Annotated in this window: 19 protein-coding genes; 1 reads left to right on the plus strand and 18 read right to left on the minus strand. The window is 52.6% G+C overall.

The genetic code is table 11. From position 1 onward, the window contains the following. Nucleotides 1–45 precede the first annotated feature (45 nt). Nucleotides 46–639, plus strand: a complete 594-nt coding sequence (clpP, locus tag NWF35_RS10520; RefSeq protein ID WP_301239004.1) for an ATP-dependent Clp endopeptidase proteolytic subunit ClpP — start codon at nt 46–48, stop codon at nt 637–639. Nucleotides 640–1,108: 469 nt separating this feature from the next. Here clpP and tsaA read toward each other — a convergent pair whose 3' ends face one another. The 18 genes from tsaA to NWF35_RS10610 form a co-directional block, all read right to left on the minus strand. Next, the gene (tsaA, locus tag NWF35_RS10525) at nt 1,109–1,564 is read right to left on the minus strand and encodes a tRNA (N6-threonylcarbamoyladenosine(37)-N6)-methyltransferase TrmO (protein ID WP_301239005.1); all 456 of its coding nucleotides are present in this window, start codon (nt 1,562–1,564) and stop codon (nt 1,109–1,111) included. Further along, nucleotides 1,561–2,121, minus strand: a complete 561-nt coding sequence (locus NWF35_RS10530; RefSeq protein ID WP_301239006.1) for a hypothetical protein — start codon at nt 2,119–2,121, stop codon at nt 1,561–1,563. The genes tsaA and NWF35_RS10530 overlap by 4 nt, the downstream gene beginning before the upstream one ends. A 149-nt stretch (nt 2,122–2,270) precedes the next feature. Then, nucleotides 2,271–2,738, minus strand: coding sequence for a cysteine dioxygenase (locus NWF35_RS10535; RefSeq protein WP_301239007.1), 468 nt, complete (start codon nt 2,736–2,738; stop codon nt 2,271–2,273). 195 nt (nt 2,739–2,933) lie between these two features. After that, the gene (locus NWF35_RS10540) at nt 2,934–3,566 is read right to left on the minus strand and encodes a cyclase family protein (protein ID WP_301239008.1); all 633 of its coding nucleotides are present in this window, start codon (nt 3,564–3,566) and stop codon (nt 2,934–2,936) included. A gap of 35 nt (nt 3,567–3,601) precedes the next feature. Beyond that, nucleotides 3,602–5,149, minus strand: coding sequence for a glucose-6-phosphate dehydrogenase (gene zwf, locus NWF35_RS10545; protein ID WP_301239009.1), 1,548 nt, complete (start codon nt 5,147–5,149; stop codon nt 3,602–3,604). Between the two features lie 217 nt (nt 5,150–5,366). Then, a complete protein-coding gene (locus tag NWF35_RS10550) occupies nt 5,367–5,891 on the minus strand; it encodes a hypothetical protein (protein WP_301239010.1) in 525 nt (174 codons plus the stop codon). A 32-nt stretch (nt 5,892–5,923) separates the two neighbouring features. Beyond that, the gene (gene yknW, locus NWF35_RS10555) at nt 5,924–6,592 is read right to left on the minus strand and encodes a YknW family membrane protein (protein ID WP_301239011.1); all 669 of its coding nucleotides are present in this window, start codon (nt 6,590–6,592) and stop codon (nt 5,924–5,926) included. 110 nt (nt 6,593–6,702) lie between these two features. Continuing rightward, on the minus strand, nt 6,703–6,960 hold the full coding sequence (locus NWF35_RS10560; RefSeq protein WP_301239012.1) for an HPr family phosphocarrier protein: 258 nt from the start codon (nt 6,958–6,960) through the stop codon (nt 6,703–6,705). Nucleotides 6,961–7,026: 66 nt separating this feature from the next. Continuing rightward, complete coding sequence (whiA, locus tag NWF35_RS10565; protein WP_301239013.1) at nt 7,027–7,971, minus strand: DNA-binding protein WhiA; 945 nt, start codon at nt 7,969–7,971, stop codon at nt 7,027–7,029. 13 nt (nt 7,972–7,984) lie between these two features. Beyond that, nucleotides 7,985–8,977 (minus strand): gluconeogenesis factor YvcK family protein, encoded by a 993-nt coding sequence (locus NWF35_RS10570; RefSeq protein ID WP_435873876.1) that lies wholly within the window; start codon nt 8,975–8,977, stop codon nt 7,985–7,987. Between the two features lie 18 nt (nt 8,978–8,995). Then, the gene (rapZ, locus tag NWF35_RS10575; protein WP_301239015.1) at nt 8,996–9,871 is read right to left on the minus strand and encodes an RNase adapter RapZ; all 876 of its coding nucleotides are present in this window, start codon (nt 9,869–9,871) and stop codon (nt 8,996–8,998) included. Between the two features lie 23 nt (nt 9,872–9,894). Continuing rightward, nucleotides 9,895–10,872 (minus strand): ROK family glucokinase, encoded by a 978-nt coding sequence (locus tag NWF35_RS10580; RefSeq protein WP_301239016.1) that lies wholly within the window; start codon nt 10,870–10,872, stop codon nt 9,895–9,897. Nucleotides 10,873–10,939: 67 nt separating this feature from the next. Then, on the minus strand, nt 10,940–11,416 hold the full coding sequence (locus NWF35_RS10585; protein ID WP_301239017.1) for an 8-oxo-dGTP diphosphatase: 477 nt from the start codon (nt 11,414–11,416) through the stop codon (nt 10,940–10,942). A gap of 136 nt (nt 11,417–11,552) precedes the next feature. Beyond that, complete coding sequence (locus NWF35_RS10590; RefSeq protein WP_301239018.1) at nt 11,553–12,065, minus strand: CBS domain-containing protein; 513 nt, start codon at nt 12,063–12,065, stop codon at nt 11,553–11,555. A gap of 234 nt (nt 12,066–12,299) precedes the next feature. Beyond that, nucleotides 12,300–13,235 carry a thioredoxin-disulfide reductase gene (gene trxB / locus NWF35_RS10595; RefSeq protein ID WP_301239019.1) on the minus strand — a complete coding sequence of 312 codons (936 nt, stop codon included), beginning with the start codon at nt 13,233–13,235 and terminating at the stop codon, nt 12,300–12,302. 274 nt (nt 13,236–13,509) lie between these two features. Beyond that, complete coding sequence (locus tag NWF35_RS10600) at nt 13,510–13,827, minus strand: thioredoxin family protein (protein WP_301239020.1); 318 nt, start codon at nt 13,825–13,827, stop codon at nt 13,510–13,512. A 46-nt stretch (nt 13,828–13,873) separates the two neighbouring features. Beyond that, complete coding sequence (locus NWF35_RS10605; protein WP_301239021.1) at nt 13,874–15,607, minus strand: tetratricopeptide repeat protein; 1,734 nt, start codon at nt 15,605–15,607, stop codon at nt 13,874–13,876. An 89-nt stretch (nt 15,608–15,696) separates the two neighbouring features. Then, a complete protein-coding gene (locus tag NWF35_RS10610; protein ID WP_301239077.1) occupies nt 15,697–16,647 on the minus strand; it encodes a ribose-phosphate diphosphokinase in 951 nt (316 codons plus the stop codon). Nucleotides 16,648–16,939: the final 292 nt, after the last annotated feature.

Raw genomic sequence — 16,939 nt, forward strand, 5'->3', positions numbered from 1 at the left:
GTATGATGGAAATGAGAAACATACCGACGAGGGAGGAAACAACGGATGAACCTGATTCCGATTGTTGTTGAGCAAACCAACCGCGGCGAACGTTCCTACGATATCTACTCCCGGCTATTGAAAGACCGGATCATCTTTCTGGGTAGTCCGATCAATGATGCAGTGGCCAACTTGGTCGTGGCCCAGCTGTTGTTCCTGGATGCCGAAGATCCGGACAAGGATATCCATTTGTACATCAACTCGCCGGGCGGCTCCATCACTGCCGGCATGGCCATTTATGACACGATGCAGTATGTGAAAGCGGACATCCAAACAATCTGCATCGGGATGGCAGCTTCAATGGGGGCATTCCTGCTGGCGGCAGGCACCAAAGGAAAACGGTATGCCTTGCCCAACAGCGAAGTGATGATTCACCAACCGCTGGGCGGAGCAGAAGGGCAAGCGACCGATATCGAAATCCGCGCCAAACGCATCTTGAAAATGCGGGATCGACTCAATCAAATTCTGGCGGAACGTACCGGCCAGCCCTTGGAAAAAATCGAGCAGGACACGGACCGCGATTACTTCATGACGGCGGAGGAAGCGAAGGAATACGGACTGATCGACCACGTGATCACCAGTTTGCCTTCCTCAAAATAAACGCTTCAATCCATAGGGCGTGTCCGATCTTTGCCCACAAACAACCACTTTCCCTTTTAGACCTCCTGCGGGAGGCTTTTTTCTTTTTAGGTCGTGTCTGGTGAAAACCATCCAATTGTTTTCCCGGATCGCTCCACCTGCGCCCTGCAAGGAAGTAGGTAATGGTCGCTCCGACCCGGTGCGCAGGACGCGGGCAAAGTACGCTTCGCCCAGAGGAAGTTGCCCGTGATTTCAGTCCTGCGCTCCGGGACCTCGGCCGGGCTTGTTAAGTCGCTGACCTGGGAAAGCATTTGCTCCCTCACGGATTTACCAGATACAATCTAGAACAAAATAACAAGGAACGACATTGATTGGAGGTCATCATGAAAAACCAATGGGATCGACACGAACGCAGATTATTCTGGTTATGCATGGTCGTCGCCCTGTTTATGCTGTTGGCCATGATCGGCCGTTTGTTCCATTGACCGCGTCAAAAGTATGTCTTCATCAACCGATCCAACCAGTCCGGTATACGGGCACACTCCACCTGATCGAAAGCGGGTACGAACGGTTTCAGATCGAGCACCGGCGTCCCGTCGATCGCATCCAACCCGCGTACCCGAACACGGTTTTCCCCCACTTCTACGATGGAGACCGCAGTGATCCCGATCGGATTGGGCCGATGTTTAGCCCGCTGGGCAAAAATACCCGTCTCCGGCATGTCTGCTCTTCCTTGTGGACGGCGAATCAGGTCCCGTTCAGGATGAAAGTCGGCCTGGTGAAGCCAAAACACCACCAACAGATGAGAGAATTCCTCCAACCCCTTCAATCCCCAATTAAATGGGGAGAACAGCTCGATGTCCGACTCCACACCTCCCCATTTCTCGTCCTTAGCTTCACTGATCGGGGAGCGAACCACGCCGATCGGGTTCACGGTCCAACTCATCGTCCTCCGTTCCCTCCTTTTCCATCAGATGCCGGTTGTATCTTTTTCGCCTGCCACACGTCCTTCAGTGCCCGGTAAAACACCTCCCCGCCTTCCAATGGCGCAAATTCGACCTTCATACGGTGAAAATCCTGATATTTCACTTCGATGCGTTGCCATTTGCCATCGATGTCAGAATATTGACCGAAAGTGATATCCCGGATCTCCGTGAGAGGCACGGATGTGATCCGTCCATGTTGGTCATACACCAGACGATTGGAGGTCAGCAGGGCAATTTCCGAACCGTCCATATCTAATGACCGATCATAATACGCGATCAACTCTTCCCCCTGTTGCAACAGGTGACGCTGTCGCAGGGTCTTTAGCGTCTGGTTATCCACCTCGTTGGCCAGCTTCACTCCCGGCTCCATCTCCAAAAACGAGGATGCGTTGCTGAGAAATCCATTTACTGCAACCCCCAGCGCGATCAGTACAGCAACGGTCAAAACAGCCACCCCGACCCACAGTGGCCAACGCGTTTTATTGATGGAATGTTCCTGAATAACAGGCGCACCCACCCTCATCCACCTCTTTCCGATGTCGATTGACAATCATGGGATTATTCCTAATTTTACTTTGAAATATGAGGAAAATCACCGCTTGATTTTGGTACGTTGAGGGATACTCTGGGGATAAGTGAGATGAGAATCAGGGCGAGCGTACCCAGTCACGAATACTGCTTCGCGTTTTCCAACGGCGGGGTATACACATGAAATGAGATCATCGGTTCCTTTCCTGCATTGCGCATGGAATGAATCAATCCAGGCCCAATCAATACAGATTCCCCCGGCAGATGGCATCCGGTTGAAGACAACACCGGTTCGGAAACGCCTGGACTTAGCGTAAACACCCTATTTTCCAACGTTCCCGCTACCACACGGACACAACCGATCGAGTTCCCGTGATCGTGAATCGGGGTTCCCGTCCCAGGAGGCAGATGAATCACGATCGCTTCGAACTGATCTGATCGAAATACGACATTCCTTCCGTAGCTCAAAGGCGGTTGAGGTTTTGTGATCAACGGGGAGATCCGTTCCCGTGTGCAGCCCAACTGCTCAATCACTTGCCGAAGACGCCATACGTCAGGACGATGGAGATTCTGAAATGAACGGTGTAAACAAGAAATAAAGTCCATGGTATCTCCCTCCAATTCACCGTGAATCTTGACAAAGTTGAGTATTGTACTCAAGATGAACACCCGCTGATTCAACTTATGCAGTAAGAAAAATCGGAGTGCGCCACACCCTGAAAGTTCCGCAAATATACTACGGGATACAAAAAGAAAAACATCCCGCATCCGATGCGGGATGTTGCCAATCGAACTCCTTTTTCACCACGACAAACCTTCCAACAGCAAGACCCGGGCCGGGGCCGCCTCGGTGTCGACCAGCTTGATCGGAGCGGCCACCATGAAATATTGGCCTTCGTTCACTTCAGCGAGGCGCAACCCTTCGACAATGATGATATCGGCCGCAAACAGCGTTTTATGCGTGGGGTGGCCGGGTTGGCTACGTTCGACTCCGAGAGCGTCGATCCCGACGCCGCGAACACCGATTTCAGCCAAATATTGGGCGCCGTCTTCGGCCAGGAAAATAAACTCGAAGTTGAAGGCATCCTCCAGGGAGTTGCGCGTTTTGAACAGCACAAACTCGCCTTGCCGGATACCGTAGGGCTCCAGATGCTCACGCGTGATGCCACCTTCCACGTGCGTCAATTCTAACACCCGACAAGGTCCGACCAAACGGTCCAACGGGATGGTTTTCATCGTGCCGCCTTCCGGCACCATATGCAACGGTGAATCGACGTGAGTCCCGGTGTGTGCGTCCAAATCGATTCGGGATTCCCTTACTTTGCCAGTATCAAAGTCTTGGACGACACGGATTTTCGGTTGTTTCTCCGGTTTGTTTTTGTAAACGGGCATTCCTTCATAGATCGGTGCGGATACGTCGTATACCTTATACATAAAGACCTCCCCATGACATCGTAGAATTCCACCGATTACTTGCACGTGACGATTTCGATAGCCCGATTCCCTTGCACGACGGGCAGTGTACCCTGAATCCGGGACGGCCACCAATGTGCGCCTCTTCTGCTCAAAAGCTGATGCGCCGCATCCGGTCCCCACGTTCCGGCCCGGTATGGGTGCAAGGTCGACTCGTCTTGCAGATCCCACACCCGCCGGATGGGATCGACAAATTTCCATGCCAGTGAGACTTCATCCCAATGCGTGAAGAATGTCTTATCTCCTTCGATCGCATCACCGATCAATCGTTCGTATGCTTCCGGCGACCCGCCCCTATCGTTGCAGAACGCCATAGCGATGGGGACCACTTCGTTGTCGGCACCCGGCTTTTTGGCGTTCAACACAAAATGCAACCCTTCAACCGGGTTGATGCTGATGACGAGCAGGTTGGGCCCGAGATCGCCATTTTTATTGAAATACAGGTTTTTGGGCATCTCTTTAAACTGAATGACGATCTCCGTAGATTTTTGCGCCATTCGTTTGCCTGTACGGATGTAAAACGGCACACCGGACCAACGGAAATTGTCTACATACAATTCTCCGGCCACAAAGGTTTCAGTAAGCGAATGAGGGTCAACGTTCTCCTCCTCCCGGTAACCCGGTACAGCGCGCCCGTCCAAAACTCCCGCCTGATACTGCCCGCGAACCATGTATTGATTCACTTCTTCTTCCGCCAGGCGGCGCAAGGAACGGAGCACTTTCACTTTCTCGTCATGTATCGCTTCCGGTACCAGCCGGCTGGGCGGCTCCATCGCCACCATCATGATCATCTGGAGAATATGGTTCTGCACCATGTCCCTAAGCGCTCCCGCCTTGTCGTAATAGGCGGCGCGCTCCTCCACGCCGACCGTCTCACTGGCGGTAATCTGGATGTTGTCGATGTAGCGGTTGTTCCACAACGGCTCGAACAAGGAATTGGCAAAGCGGATCACTTCGATGTTTTGGATCATCTCTTTACCCAAATAGTGATCGATCCGGTAGATTTCCTCCTCAGCAAAGGTTTGCCGGATCTGATCGTTCAATTCTTTGGCCGACGCATAATCGTGTCCGAACGGCTTCTCGATGATCAGCCGCTTCCACCCGTTCGTCTCCGTCAATCCCGACACTTTCAGATTCATGGACACGGTGCCGAACAGATCGGGAGCCATCGCCAAGTAAAACAACCGATTGCCGGGCAAATTCCATTCATTTTCCAACCGCTCCATCAATGCGCCAAGTTGGGCATAGGCGGAAACATCCTTCACATTTAGCGGCTGGTAATAAAAACGAGCCACAAAATCGGCCCACCCCGCTTCTTCACGTTCCAAACGTGAATGCTCGTCAATCGCCTTCCGCACCGTGTCGCGAAATTCGTCCATTGTTATCGGTCTGCGGCCTACGCCGATCACTGCGAATCGTTCATGAAGCTTTTTATCTCGGAAAAGGCCATATAAAGCCGGAAATAGCTTGCGTCTGGCAAGATCCCCCGTTCCTCCGAATATCACCATCACAAACGGTTCCACCTGGGGTTGATGGGAAGGCATGCCATTCCACTCCTATCTTGCTTTCTTCAATGTCGTTTCGTTCGGGAGAATTCCTCCCTTTATCTTTTACCCGATCTCTACGGGCAAATCATCTTTCCTTTCCATTTTCGTTTTCCTTGTCCATTTTGGCAACTCTTTTTCGGTTTTTTATCCGGTGCCACCGTAAAATGGGCTCCATCAATGTATGATGGAACCCACTTCACTTCGGTTTTATATCCTAGCCGACGATACGGTGTGTTTGTTCTCTCACTATCGATTCGGTCCGTCCCAATTTTCCCGCCAACACGAACATGACAACGATAATGGCAACCGTCATCAACTGCAGTACATGATGTTGAAGATCCGGCGGCAAATGATTTCCGTACGTCGGAAGGAGCTTGATCGTTTGAACGAATTTCTCTGCATATGCTTTCGCTTCCTCGGGGGTAGCACCCCATAGGTAACGCGGGTACCACACCCGGATCTGCAATCCGAGAAAAACCAGATAATACACTCCGGCAGAAAAGAGGAAAAATCGATACCATTTGCGTTGCCACTGATTACGAGCAAACCAGAAAACGGCGAGGATCAGCAGCCTGGGAACATCGTTTGCCAAACTGGCACTTACACTATCCCGCCAATGATTCCTCCGCACATCGTTAAATGGGAACAGATCCACAGACTCCGTGACTTCCCAATATAGCACGATCAGCATCTGCATGATCAATGCTGCCGTCCACCAACGGGCGCTGGACTGTTCCATTTCTCATGCTCCTCTTCCTGTTATCAAGTTGATCATGATGAGGACAACGTATTGACGATTACATCGAGTAGAAACAGAAGACCCGCAACCACCCACGATCGGGCGACTGACAATCGGCAGATGATCCGCATCCCCCGTGCCAACAGCAGCAACCGCCAGATCATGAACAGATCCAGCGTCATCAAAAGCCCGGACCATCCACCTTCCACCGGTATGTAAGCGGCCAAGCTGCTGGGCGGTTGCGTCAACCAACCGTCGGTCACCATGAGACCGATGACACCGACAGCGGTTTGCAACACCATGAGAACCAACAGATGTGTCTGCAGGGAAAAGAGCTGGCGAAATGTCCCTTGTCCTCCCAACCCTTTCATCATCAACCAAGTAAGGCTACTGGCGATCAGAGCGTTCACCACAATTCCGATCAAACTGAACAATCCGATCAACAACGCGAGAAACGGGCTCAACCATGCTTCAGGAAAACCCGCCTGCAACAGTGAAGCGGCAACAGCAGGATTGTGACTAAGGAGAGACCCCGTCAACGCACCGAACAAAGTCTCCGCCAATGCCAACACAGCAAGTGCACCACCAAAGACCGGCTTGACCCGAATCCGCTCCCATTGCAGATCCGGCGCCCATAACACTCCCCAGACCGAAGGTTCAGTTTTGATAGACTCCACCGAACCTGCTGTCGGCACCCTCATCTTTTTCGCCTCCCGCCAACCCTATCCCTTTTTTACTATCATACCAATATTTGGTCTTATTTGAAAACTGGCACAAAAAAATCCCCACACCGATTAGGTGTGGGGATCGATCAATCCGCTTTGCTGACGATCTCCGCCAATGCGTTCACCGCTTCCTCGGCGTCAGCTCCTTCGGCGGAGATGGTGATTTCGGTTCCGGAAGCAACCGCTAGACTCATGATACCCATGATGCTTTTGGCGTTCACCTTTTTATCGCCTTTGGTCACAAAAATATCCGAGGTGTACTTGTTGGCCTCCTGCACAAACATGGCAGCCGGCCGGGCATGCAGACCGGTCCGCAGTTGAACGACTACTTTTTTTTCAACCATAGGATATTCCTCCTTTTGTGGGTGGTTTTAAAATGGGTTGAAGCGGTTTCCCCCGAGCCTCTTCCGTTATTCTCCGCCCGATTTGCGGCGGAGACGTTCCGCGATTTCGTCCAGTTTGCGCAAGCGATGATTGACGGCCGACTTGCTCACTTTCCCGCCTGGCAGCATTTGTCCCAGTTCTGTGAGCGTAATGTCGGGATGTTGCAACCGGACTTCGGCGATCTCACGCAAACGATGCGGCAGGTTATCCAATCCGATTTCCCGGTCGATTAACTGGATATTGTCAATTTGCCTCATGGCCGCCTGGATGGTTTTATTCAGGTTGGCCGTCTCGCAGTTGACCAGTCGGTTGACCGAGTTGCGCATATCTTTCATGATGCGGACATCTTCAAAACGGAGCAAAGACTGGTGAGCACCGATAATGTTGAGCAACTCACCGATTTTGTCCCCTTCCTTGATGTAGACCACAAACCCCTTTTTCCGCTCGATGATTTTTGCATGCAAACGAAAACGGTTCATCAGGCGGCACAGGGCTTCACTGTGGTCGTGGTATGTGGAGATAATCTCCAGATGATAAGAACCGCTGTCCGGATTGTTGACTGATCCGCCGGCCAGAAATGCCCCTCGCAAATATGCCCTTTTGCAGCAGTTTTTTTCGATCAGATCCGGCGCGATTCCTTTGACCCGCTCAAACCCTTCCCCTAGGATACGCAAATCGCGCAGGATTTCCTTCGCTCGAACAGACAAACGGACGAGGTAGACATTATTTTTTTTCAACCGCACCTTTTTGCGGACCAGCACCTCGGCTTGCAGTTGATACAGGTCCTTGATCAACGCATAGGTACGCCGGGCGATGGCGGCGTTTTCCGTGGTGATGTCCAGCACGATGCGCTGGCGGGCAATCTGCATCACCCCATTCATGCGCGCCAATGCAGACAGTTCCGCCCGCCGGCAACAGGTGTCCGATTCGATGCGGGTCAATTCCTTTTTGGTTGCTGAAGTAAAAGACATAATTCATCATCCTTCACATACCATGACGCTGGTACACCCGGTCGCGCAAGAGCCGGATGATGTGGCGGCTAATCCTGCTCGCGTTGTGACGCAACACGGATCGGTACAATAATAAATTATCTGCGATCACTTCACAACCGAGCTGTCGGATGCGTTCGGTATCAGGCAAAACAGGAATCGCCCCTTTTTCCGCGTATTGCTTCTGGATGGAAGGCGGCGGCAACTCATTGTTGACGATGGCCACATCGAAGAATCTCTCGCCGACGTGCCGGTGGATGGCGGCGATATGATCACTCGCTGTGTAATCGTCTGTCTCCCCCGGTTGGGTCATGACGTTGCAGATGTAGATTTTTTTCGCCTGCGATGCCCGAATCGCATCCGCCATTCCTTTGACCAACAGGTTGGGCAGGATACTGGTATATAAACTCCCCGGTCCGACTACGATCCCATCTGCTTCGGCAATGGCGTGCAATGCCTCTTCCAACGGCTGTGGGTCTGGCGGATCCAAGAAGACACGCCGAATCGTTTTGCCCGCTTTGGGAATCTGGGACTCCCCCCGGACGATGGTGCCGTCCATCATTTCCGCAATCAGCACCACGTCCTGCTCACTGGCAGGCAACACGCGACCGCGCACGGCGAGCACTCGGCTCAATTCCTTGATCCCGCGGGTGAATCCCCCCGTCAAATCGTTCATGGCGGCAATCAGTAAATTGCCCAACGTGTGGCCGGCAAGTCCTTCCCCATTCTTAAACCGATATTGCAACACCTTTTCCAAGAGGGGTTCCGTATCCGCCAGTGCGACCAATACATTGCGGATATCCCCTGGTGGCGGCATCTGCATGTCGTTGCGCAAACGGCCGGAACTTCCACCATCGTCCGCCACCGTCACAATGGCCGTGATGTCTACCGGGAATTTCTTGAGGCCGCGTAAGATCACGGGAAGCCCGGTACCCCCTCCGATGACTACGATGCGCAGGCGGCGATACCTCCTTTTTCTCCTCACCATCGCTGACATCCCGACCGCTCACCTATCTTTCTCCATGTCCCGATGTATCACTTGGCAATGCGCTTGTTTCCGGAACTTTTGGCAGAGATATTCGGAAATCGCAACGGAACGGTGTTTGCCTCCCGTACAACCGATGCCGATCACCAATTGGGTTTTCCCTTCCCTGTGGTAATGAGGAAGGAGAAAGTGCAGAAGGTCTTCCAATTTCTCAAGAAACTGCTTGGTTTCCTCCCACTTCATCACGTAGTCAAACACATCCTGGTCTCTTCCTGTATGGGGACGCAACGATTCGACATAGTGGGGATTGGGGAGAAAACGGACATCAAAAACCAAATCAGCGTCGATTGGAATTCCGTATTTAAACCCGAACGACATGAAGGTAACCGAAAACGGATTGGTGTCGACCGAACCGAAACGGGACGCGATCTTTTCTTTCAGCTCCGCCGGTTTGAGCGAACTGGTGTCAATGATCTGGTGTGCACGCCCCTTGATTTCTTCCAACAACTTCCGTTCCTGTGTGATGCCGTCCAATGGTGTCCCGTCGGGGGATAACGGATGGCGCCGCCGCGTCTCTTTGTACCGTCGCACCAATGTCTGGTCGCTGGCGTCCAGAAAAAGGATATGATAATGAATGCCGTGATGCTTTTCCAGCGTATCCAACGACTCAAACAGTGAAGAAAAGAAATCCCGACCGCGAAGATCGATCACCAGCGCGACCCGACGCAGTTTCCCTTTCGATTGCTCCAACAACTCTGCGAATTTGGGCAGCAATATAGGCGGCAAGTTGTCGATGCAAAAAAAGCCGAGATCCTCTAAGCTTTGTACGGCAACCGTTTTGCCCGCTCCGGACATCCCGGTGATGACAACCAGGTTGATCTCCTTTTTTGCATCCATCGTTATCACCCCACTAACGGCTTCTACCTCGTATAGGAAGAGGAAGCCGGATTCTCTCGTCTCGCGATCAAACCAGCGGCACCGATAATGCCTGCGTTGTTGCCCAGCTTCGCAGGCACGATTTCCACACCCTCTGCCGCGCTCGGTAACGCATGTGCCCGGTAAGCATCCTTAAGCGGTTGGAACAGCGTATCACCCGCTTGGGCAACCCCGCCTCCAATGACAAACCGCGCGGGGTTCAGAACAACCGTAATCATGGCCATCACCCGCGCCAATGCATCGACAGCCGTCTGCACCACCCGGGAAGCAACCGCATCGCCACGCTCCGCCGCCTGAAACACATCTCGGGCGGTCAGCTCTCCGGTTTGGACCGTTTCAGCCAATACGGTGGACTCCCCTTTTTCCAACGCTTCTCTGGCCAGTCGGACAATGCCGGTAGCTGAAGAAATCGTTTCCAAACAACCGCACTGACCGCATCCACAACGCGCGCCCCCCGGCTCGACGCAAACATGACCGATTTCCCCGGCAGCGTTGGATATTCCATGGATCAAACGGCCTCCCGCAATCACACCACCGCCAACGCCGGTTCCCAGCGTGATCGCCACCATGTCGTCCACTCCTGCTCCGGCACCGCTCCACGATTCGCCCAATGCAGCGACATTGGCATCATTGTCGATGCGAACCGGTCGCCTGCAAAGCGTTTCCAATCGTTTCACGATGGGAACGTTTTCCCACGGTAAATTGGTCAGCCGCTTGATCACCCCCCGCTCCAGGTCCAAAAACCCCGGCAATCCCATGCCGATGCCGACGATTTGGTCCCATGAGGCTCCGGATTGGGTCGTCACCTCATGCACGGCCTCCACCACACGTTGCAGAACCGGTTCGGGCCCTTCTCCAAACGTTGGAACCTCTGTGTGATTCAGCAAATTCCCTTCTCCGTCGACCACACCAATTTTGGCGCTTGTACCACCCAAATCGATCCCGATGTAACGTGCTTCCATTCCTCCATACCCCTCGTCTGAATGGTCTTGCGACTTGCTATGACTATACTCCAATGAAGAAAACGGGTCAAGCAAGCACATTTTCTGCCCCGGTGTGAAACGTGTAATCAATCAGTTCCTCCGACGGCGTATACGTAAAACGCCCAATCAGCAGGTCCTGGCCGGAAGCGATCGGGCCGAACACAAACCGATCCCCGGGTGCTGTCGGCAGTCGGCTGATCGTTTCCACAGGATGCCAACGCAAAATCCCTTCTTCTGTGTGCCGCAGCAACGAACCCGTATAGCGATCCGCATAAAAAGTAAACATCATCCATTCCTGCACCAACTGATCCCCATCCCGCACACACATCGTAAATACCCCGCGCAAACGCGGTTGGATCAGGGTGAGTCCAGTCTCTTCGACAAATTCACGTTGAACGGTTTCCAACAGCGTCTCGCCGGGTTCCACTTTGCCACCAGGAGCGGTCCACCATCCGCGTCGCGGTTTTTGCAGCAACAACACACGGTTCCGGTCCCGCAAAATGCAATTGGCCACACGTTGCATCCGCTTTCACCTCTGGATTTTAGCATATCATTCTAATTCCTGACGTGTAAATTTTTTTTAAAAGAAAACAAGCGGGGATGACCCCCGCTGAGACGATTCGTCATATCCTGTGGGCGTGGAAAAATCGAACCGGTCGTCATCTTCGGGGCAAAATGGAATCGGATTCTCGCGCTTCCCGCTTTGTTCCGGGATGTGAGTCCGCTTGCATCGCCTGCCAAAACTCCTGCTGAAAATACTCGGTCACCTTTTGCATTAATACCCGCCGGGTCAAGATACCAATAAATTTGTTTTTCATATCGATAATCGGAATGTAGGGCCGATCGATCAGCACTTCAAAAGCGAAAGAGAAAATGGAGTTGGCCATGATTCCGGAGTGATTCTTGTTCATTGCTTCGTACACACGATGATGAGGGAGCATCTGGAAGTTGAAATCTCCTTTGGACATCATGAAGTCCAAGATGTTTGTCTTACTGATCAATCCCTCGACTTCCCCGTTTTCATTGATCACCGGTACCGATGCGTATCCGCGCCGCATCAACACCAACAATGCCCGCTCCAATGTCCAGTCGGGCGCCACCGTCACCACTTTTTCTTTCGGAATGATCAACGACGCAATCTCTTTGGAAAACAGGAATCCGTCGTTTTTCATGTTGCTCTCCCCTGTCGCGGAAATACGGTCGATAGTCAGGACATAAAAATACCGCCGGACAGGCGCCCCGGCGGCGAAAAAACTTGCACCAGATGCGCCTTCTCTCCATTTCATGCGCAACTGCTTCGATCCGTTTGGACGTTGACATGTCCCTCAATTATCGAAACGGTGATCCGCACTGGAGAGTTCCCGTCATGGTCTTTAGCTTCTCGCCGTCTGATGCGATGCTTCCTTTTACAATTGTTCGTTCAATTCTTCAATATAATGCTGTGCCTCCATCGCGGCGATCGAACCGTCTCCCGTAGCCGTGACAACTTGTCGTAGCGTTTTTTCTCGCACATCTCCGGCTGCAAAGATGCCCGGAATGCGAGTCCGCATCCGTTCATCAGTCAGGATGTATCCTTCCTCATTGGTAATCCCCAAATCCTGAACACAAGCGGACAACGGTTCCATACCGATATAGATGAACACCCCGTCACAGGAGAATTCGGAGACTTCACCGGTTACCCGATTTTTCAGCTTGACGCCTTTGACCACTTCGTCGCCGATAATCTCTTCCACCACGGTGTTCCAGATGAAGTCTACCTTTTCATTTTTGAATGCGCGTTCCTGCAAGATCTTCTGCGCCCGAAGCTTGTCGCGCCGGTGAATGATCGTCACCTTGCTGGCGAATTTGGTCAAAAAGACGCCTTCTTCCACGGCCGAATCCCCACCACCGACCACCACGAGCTCCCGGTTTTTGAAGAACGCACCGTCACACACTGCGCAGTAGGAAACACCACGCCCGGACAACTTATCTTCTCCCGGTACGCCCAACTTCCGGTGTTCCGCACCGGAGGCGACAATCACCGCTTTGGCCAGATACGTCTGCTTGGAAGTGATCACTTTTTTGTACGGGTGACCGTCCTCCACTCGTTTCACGTCGCCGTATTCGCACTTGGCCCCGAATTTTTGGGCATGGGACAACATTTTGTTGGAGAGGTCCGGACCTAATATATGCTCAAATCCCGGATAATTTTCGATATCCTCTGTATTAGCCATCTGCCCCCCTGGGATCCCCCGCTCAATCATCACGGTGTCCAAATTGGCACGCGCAGCATACACTGCAGCTGTCATGCCCGCAGGGCCGGCACCGATGATCACGACGTCGTATACCTTTTCTTCTACCACAGCCAATCCTCCCTCTGGTTATACAATCGCATGCAAACATCCCACATTCGAAGGTGGGATGTAAGATGGAACCTTTCCAACTCCTGTATACCCGTTTTGCTGCCGTCGATAACTTGAAAAAAGCCAAAACAGGGCCTATTTAAAACACGTTCCCACCTGTTGGCGTTTCCTCCGCCTCGGCGGGAACTGTTTCACAAAGGCGTGTCTCTTTTCACCATTTGTCAGGCACGCCTGAAAGCCGCTCAACTGAGAAACGGCCCACACTCTTTACCCTTTACTTGGCCATCTGCTCCAGAAACGTTTCAATCTGTTCCTGAGTTTTGGCCTCCCGGCTCGGCAGACGGCCGGTTTCCCGCCCGTCCTCGAACACGATGAATGTTGGAATCCCTCTTACATTATATTGTTCTGCGATGGAACGTGATTCATCCACGTCGATCTCGCCAAACTGAAAGTTGGAAGAGAACTTTTTCTCGATCTCAGGCAAAAAAGGTGCCACGCGTTTACAGTCCACGCACCAACCGGCATTGAACTCCACCACTTTTTTTCCTGATGCGATAAACTGTGCAAACGACTGCTGATTCAATTTTTCCATCGCACTCTCCCCCTTACAACCTCACGATGTCAACGCCAGATGCCGATTATTCGGTTGAGCGGGTGGAAATCTCCTTGAAATGGCGGCTCAGTGCACATGTTTGTTCCATCTGACGAGCGTGTCTGCCGACTGTGGACGGGGACACGCCGTATTTTTCCGCCACTTCTGTTTGTGTCCGCCCTTGTCCGTGCAGCTTGGCAATCACATATTCCAAGGCAGCCGCCCAGCCTTCCACTTTTCTGACGGTGGGCAACTCCTTCTGTTTTTGCGTCAAAAAGGTGGTCCACAAGATCTGAGCGTCTTGGAGCAACGCCTCAGAATAACACCCTTTCATGTGGCCAAAACAGCATTCCAGCACTTGTCGCCAGACTTGGATCTCACTGGCTTGCTTGGCCAATTGTTCTCCCGAAATGACGTGTTCAGCACCGCCCATCCGGACATGGTAAGGACCTTTGGCCCCCATCTGATACAAGATCATCAGGGCCGTTTTCTTCAGTTCATCCTCATGATCCGGACTCAACAGGAACTGGCGCAGGATCTGCTCCACTTCCTCATCCGCCATCCAGCCCAACAACTGCAGGATTTGCTGTTTCGTCTCCTTGTCCCCGTGTTGAAGAGCCCAGTAAAATGACGAACGGACCAAGGGGTTGACACGGAATTGCTCAGGTACGGGGTTCGCCTGGTCCTCCGACGACTTTGCCTGCTCGTGAAACGGCAACTGATAATGGTAGCTGATCAGCGGAAGCTCCTGCCGTTCCAGACGCGATTCCTTCAACAAGCCCAGATAGTACTTGGGCACGGGAGAATCAGGGTCCATCTCGGCTGCGATACTCCAGTACTTTTGTGCCTTGCGCCAGCGACCCGTGTTCATCGATGCGGCTGCAAGATAATGATACAAGCTGGGTTCCGGCTGACTATCCATCAGAAGCAGACGGTGAAATGCTTCGTAAGCTGCTTCGTGTTCGCCCAGAATGCCCAATGTGGTGGCTAGTTTGTACAGATGCTCCACATGCGTGGGAACGAGCTTTTTCAAGACATCAACCAAACGGTCCCGCTCCGGTTCACGTCCCAGGTGCTGATACAGCACAGCCAAGTTGCATAATGCATGCAAATTGCCCGGATCCGTCTCCAGCACCTGATGAATGGTGTCCACCGCCTGCTGAAACTGCCCCGTGTAATAATAGGCCAATGCCAGATTGTTACGTGCGGCCAAAAAGTCGGGATGCGCTTCAACCAGTTCCTCCAGCAGTTGGGTGGCCAGAACGAATCGCCCTTCTTCCAAATGTTTGCGGGCCGTATCGTGCTTGACGAACCATTCTGGACGATCCACGCGCTCCGGACGTCGCGGAGGACGCCCCAGTTCGTAAGCCAGCATCTGCAGCATTTCTTCCGCTTCTTCGGCAAATTCGCCGTCGGGGTCTTTCTCTAAATAGGTGATCAAATATTCTTCGGCCAACTCGAAATCGTCCATGTTGGCCGCATTATTCGCCATGTAGAAAAAACACTCGTGCAATTCCGGATCGATTTCGTTCAGCACGGTTTCCAACACTTCATTGGATTCCTCAAACCGCCCCATCTCGGATAAAATCCCCGCCAAATTGCAGTGATTGATGGGGTTGTCCGGTTCCTTCTCCACTGCCAGACGGAAATATTTCAATGCTTTGGGGTAGTTTTGCTTGTCCAGCGAGCGAACCGCTCGCTCAAAGAAAAATCCGGCATCCATGCGAAGCCGAACGACTTTTCTCGATTGGTTTCGCCATTTTGCTTCTTGTTTTTTCATATTTTCCCCCCACCCAGCACCTGTTACAAGCTGGTGGTCGGTATTTGGTGATCAACTTTGGAAAGATTATACCACAATTTCACACAGGTTTACATTCCCCCGCGGAACAATGTGCTGATCGACCCTCCCCGTTCGATCAGATCGATTGCTTTCGCCAACAACGGCGCCATCGACAACACTTTCAGTTTGGGCGAGGACACCGCCTCCGGCAGTGGCAGCGTGTCCGTGACGAGCACTTCCCGGATGCCGGGATGGACCAACCGTTCCCACGCATAATCGGAAAAAACAGGATGGGTGGCACACACGTACGACGGTTCGGCACCTTTGGCAAGCAATCCCTCCACGACGCTCACAATCGTACCGCCGGTATCGATCATATCCTCGATGACGATGGGGGTTCGCCCCTTCACTTCGCCGATAATATGCGTGATCGCCGCCTCATGATGGGCCGGTCGCTTCTTCATCATGATCGCGAACGGGGCGTCCAGATACGTGGCCAGTTTTTCCGCCATTTTGGCCCTTCCCGCGTCAGGTGAGACTACCACCGGTTTCATGATGTTCTTTGATTTGAGATATTCCGTCATATGGTCCAGTGCGGTAAGATGATCGACGGGCGTGTGAAAAAATCCCTGGATGGCGGGTGCGTGCAAATCGATGGTGATGACGCGATCAATCCCGACCACCGTCAACAAATCGGCCACCACTTTGGCCGTGATCGGCTCCCGGGGTGCGTCTTTCTTTTCCTGACGGGCATAACCGAAGTAGGGAATCACCGCATTGACGCTACGGGCAGAAGCCCTTCTGGCGGCATCCGCCATGATCAGGAGTTCCATCAGATGGTCGTTGACCGGATGGGAAAAGGTCTGCACGATATACAAATCGGCATTGCGCACGCTCTCTTCATAGTGAACGTAGATTTCCCCGCTTTTGAAGCGGTTGATCCGCACACTGCCCAATGGCTTCTTCAAACAGGATGCGATAGTCTCGGCCAGTTTCGGGTTGGACGTGCCGGAAAACAACATGTATCCCTTGGATTGCATGGGTTGTACAATCCCTCCGTAATTTGTTTCCCGCGACAACTTGCCCCGCATCATCGTATGAACATTTCCGCATTTCCGTCCGGTTTCCTCCCAAAAAAGAAAAAAGACCGGCAGGATGAGCCGGATTCGTGAACCGATATATCGACAACCATGGTACCCATCAGCTGACAAGCACAGACGACGATAACCCAAGGCGAGCGATTCCAGATTCCCCAATTGGCGCACCCGGGATAAGGGTAGGAAATAACTAGGTCATTTGCGCAAACCAAGGAATTGTAGTAAAGTTTCAGTG

The sequence above is a fragment of the Polycladomyces subterraneus genome (genome assembly GCF_030433435.1).
Lineage (GTDB): Bacteria > Bacillota > Bacilli > Thermoactinomycetales > JIR-001 > Polycladomyces > Polycladomyces subterraneus.

Excerpts from the sequence above, each read along its gene's own strand:
- NWF35_RS10585 (WP_301239017.1), bottom strand. The coding sequence starts at position 11,416 with ATGCAACGTGTGGCCAATTGCATTTTGCGGGACCGGAACCGTGTGTTG.
- NWF35_RS10580 (WP_301239016.1), bottom strand. The coding sequence starts at position 10,872 with ATGGAAGCACGTTACATCGGGATCGATTTGGGTGGTACAAGCGCCAAA.
- NWF35_RS10560 (WP_301239012.1), bottom strand. The coding sequence starts at position 6,960 with ATGGTTGAAAAAAAAGTAGTCGTTCAACTGCGGACCGGTCTGCATGCC.
- NWF35_RS10600 (WP_301239020.1), bottom strand. The coding sequence starts at position 13,827 with ATGGAAAAATTGAATCAGCAGTCGTTTGCACAGTTTATCGCATCAGGA.
- NWF35_RS10550 (WP_301239010.1), bottom strand. The coding sequence starts at position 5,891 with ATGGAACAGTCCAGCGCCCGTTGGTGGACGGCAGCATTGATCATGCAG.
- NWF35_RS10570 (WP_435873876.1), bottom strand. The coding sequence starts at position 8,977 with ATGGTGAGGAGAAAAAGGAGGTATCGCCGCCTGCGCATCGTAGTCATC.
- NWF35_RS10535 (WP_301239007.1), bottom strand. The coding sequence starts at position 2,738 with ATGGACTTTATTTCTTGTTTACACCGTTCATTTCAGAATCTCCATCGT.
- yknW (WP_301239011.1), bottom strand. The coding sequence starts at position 6,592 with ATGAGGGTGCCGACAGCAGGTTCGGTGGAGTCTATCAAAACTGAACCT.
- NWF35_RS10590 (WP_301239018.1), bottom strand. The coding sequence starts at position 12,065 with ATGAAAAACGACGGATTCCTGTTTTCCAAAGAGATTGCGTCGTTGATC.
- rapZ (WP_301239015.1), bottom strand. The coding sequence starts at position 9,871 with ATGGATGCAAAAAAGGAGATCAACCTGGTTGTCATCACCGGGATGTCC.
- NWF35_RS10605 (WP_301239021.1), bottom strand. The coding sequence starts at position 15,607 with ATGAAAAAACAAGAAGCAAAATGGCGAAACCAATCGAGAAAAGTCGTT.
- tsaA (WP_301239005.1), bottom strand. The coding sequence starts at position 1,564 with ATGAGTTGGACCGTGAACCCGATCGGCGTGGTTCGCTCCCCGATCAGT.
- clpP (WP_301239004.1), top strand. The coding sequence starts at position 46 with ATGAACCTGATTCCGATTGTTGTTGAGCAAACCAACCGCGGCGAACGT.
- NWF35_RS10610 (WP_301239077.1), bottom strand. The coding sequence starts at position 16,647 with ATGCAATCCAAGGGATACATGTTGTTTTCCGGCACGTCCAACCCGAAA.
- NWF35_RS10540 (WP_301239008.1), bottom strand. The coding sequence starts at position 3,566 with ATGTATAAGGTATACGACGTATCCGCACCGATCTATGAAGGAATGCCC.
- whiA (WP_301239013.1), bottom strand. The coding sequence starts at position 7,971 with ATGTCTTTTACTTCAGCAACCAAAAAGGAATTGACCCGCATCGAATCG.
- zwf (WP_301239009.1), bottom strand. The coding sequence starts at position 5,149 with ATGCCTTCCCATCAACCCCAGGTGGAACCGTTTGTGATGGTGATATTC.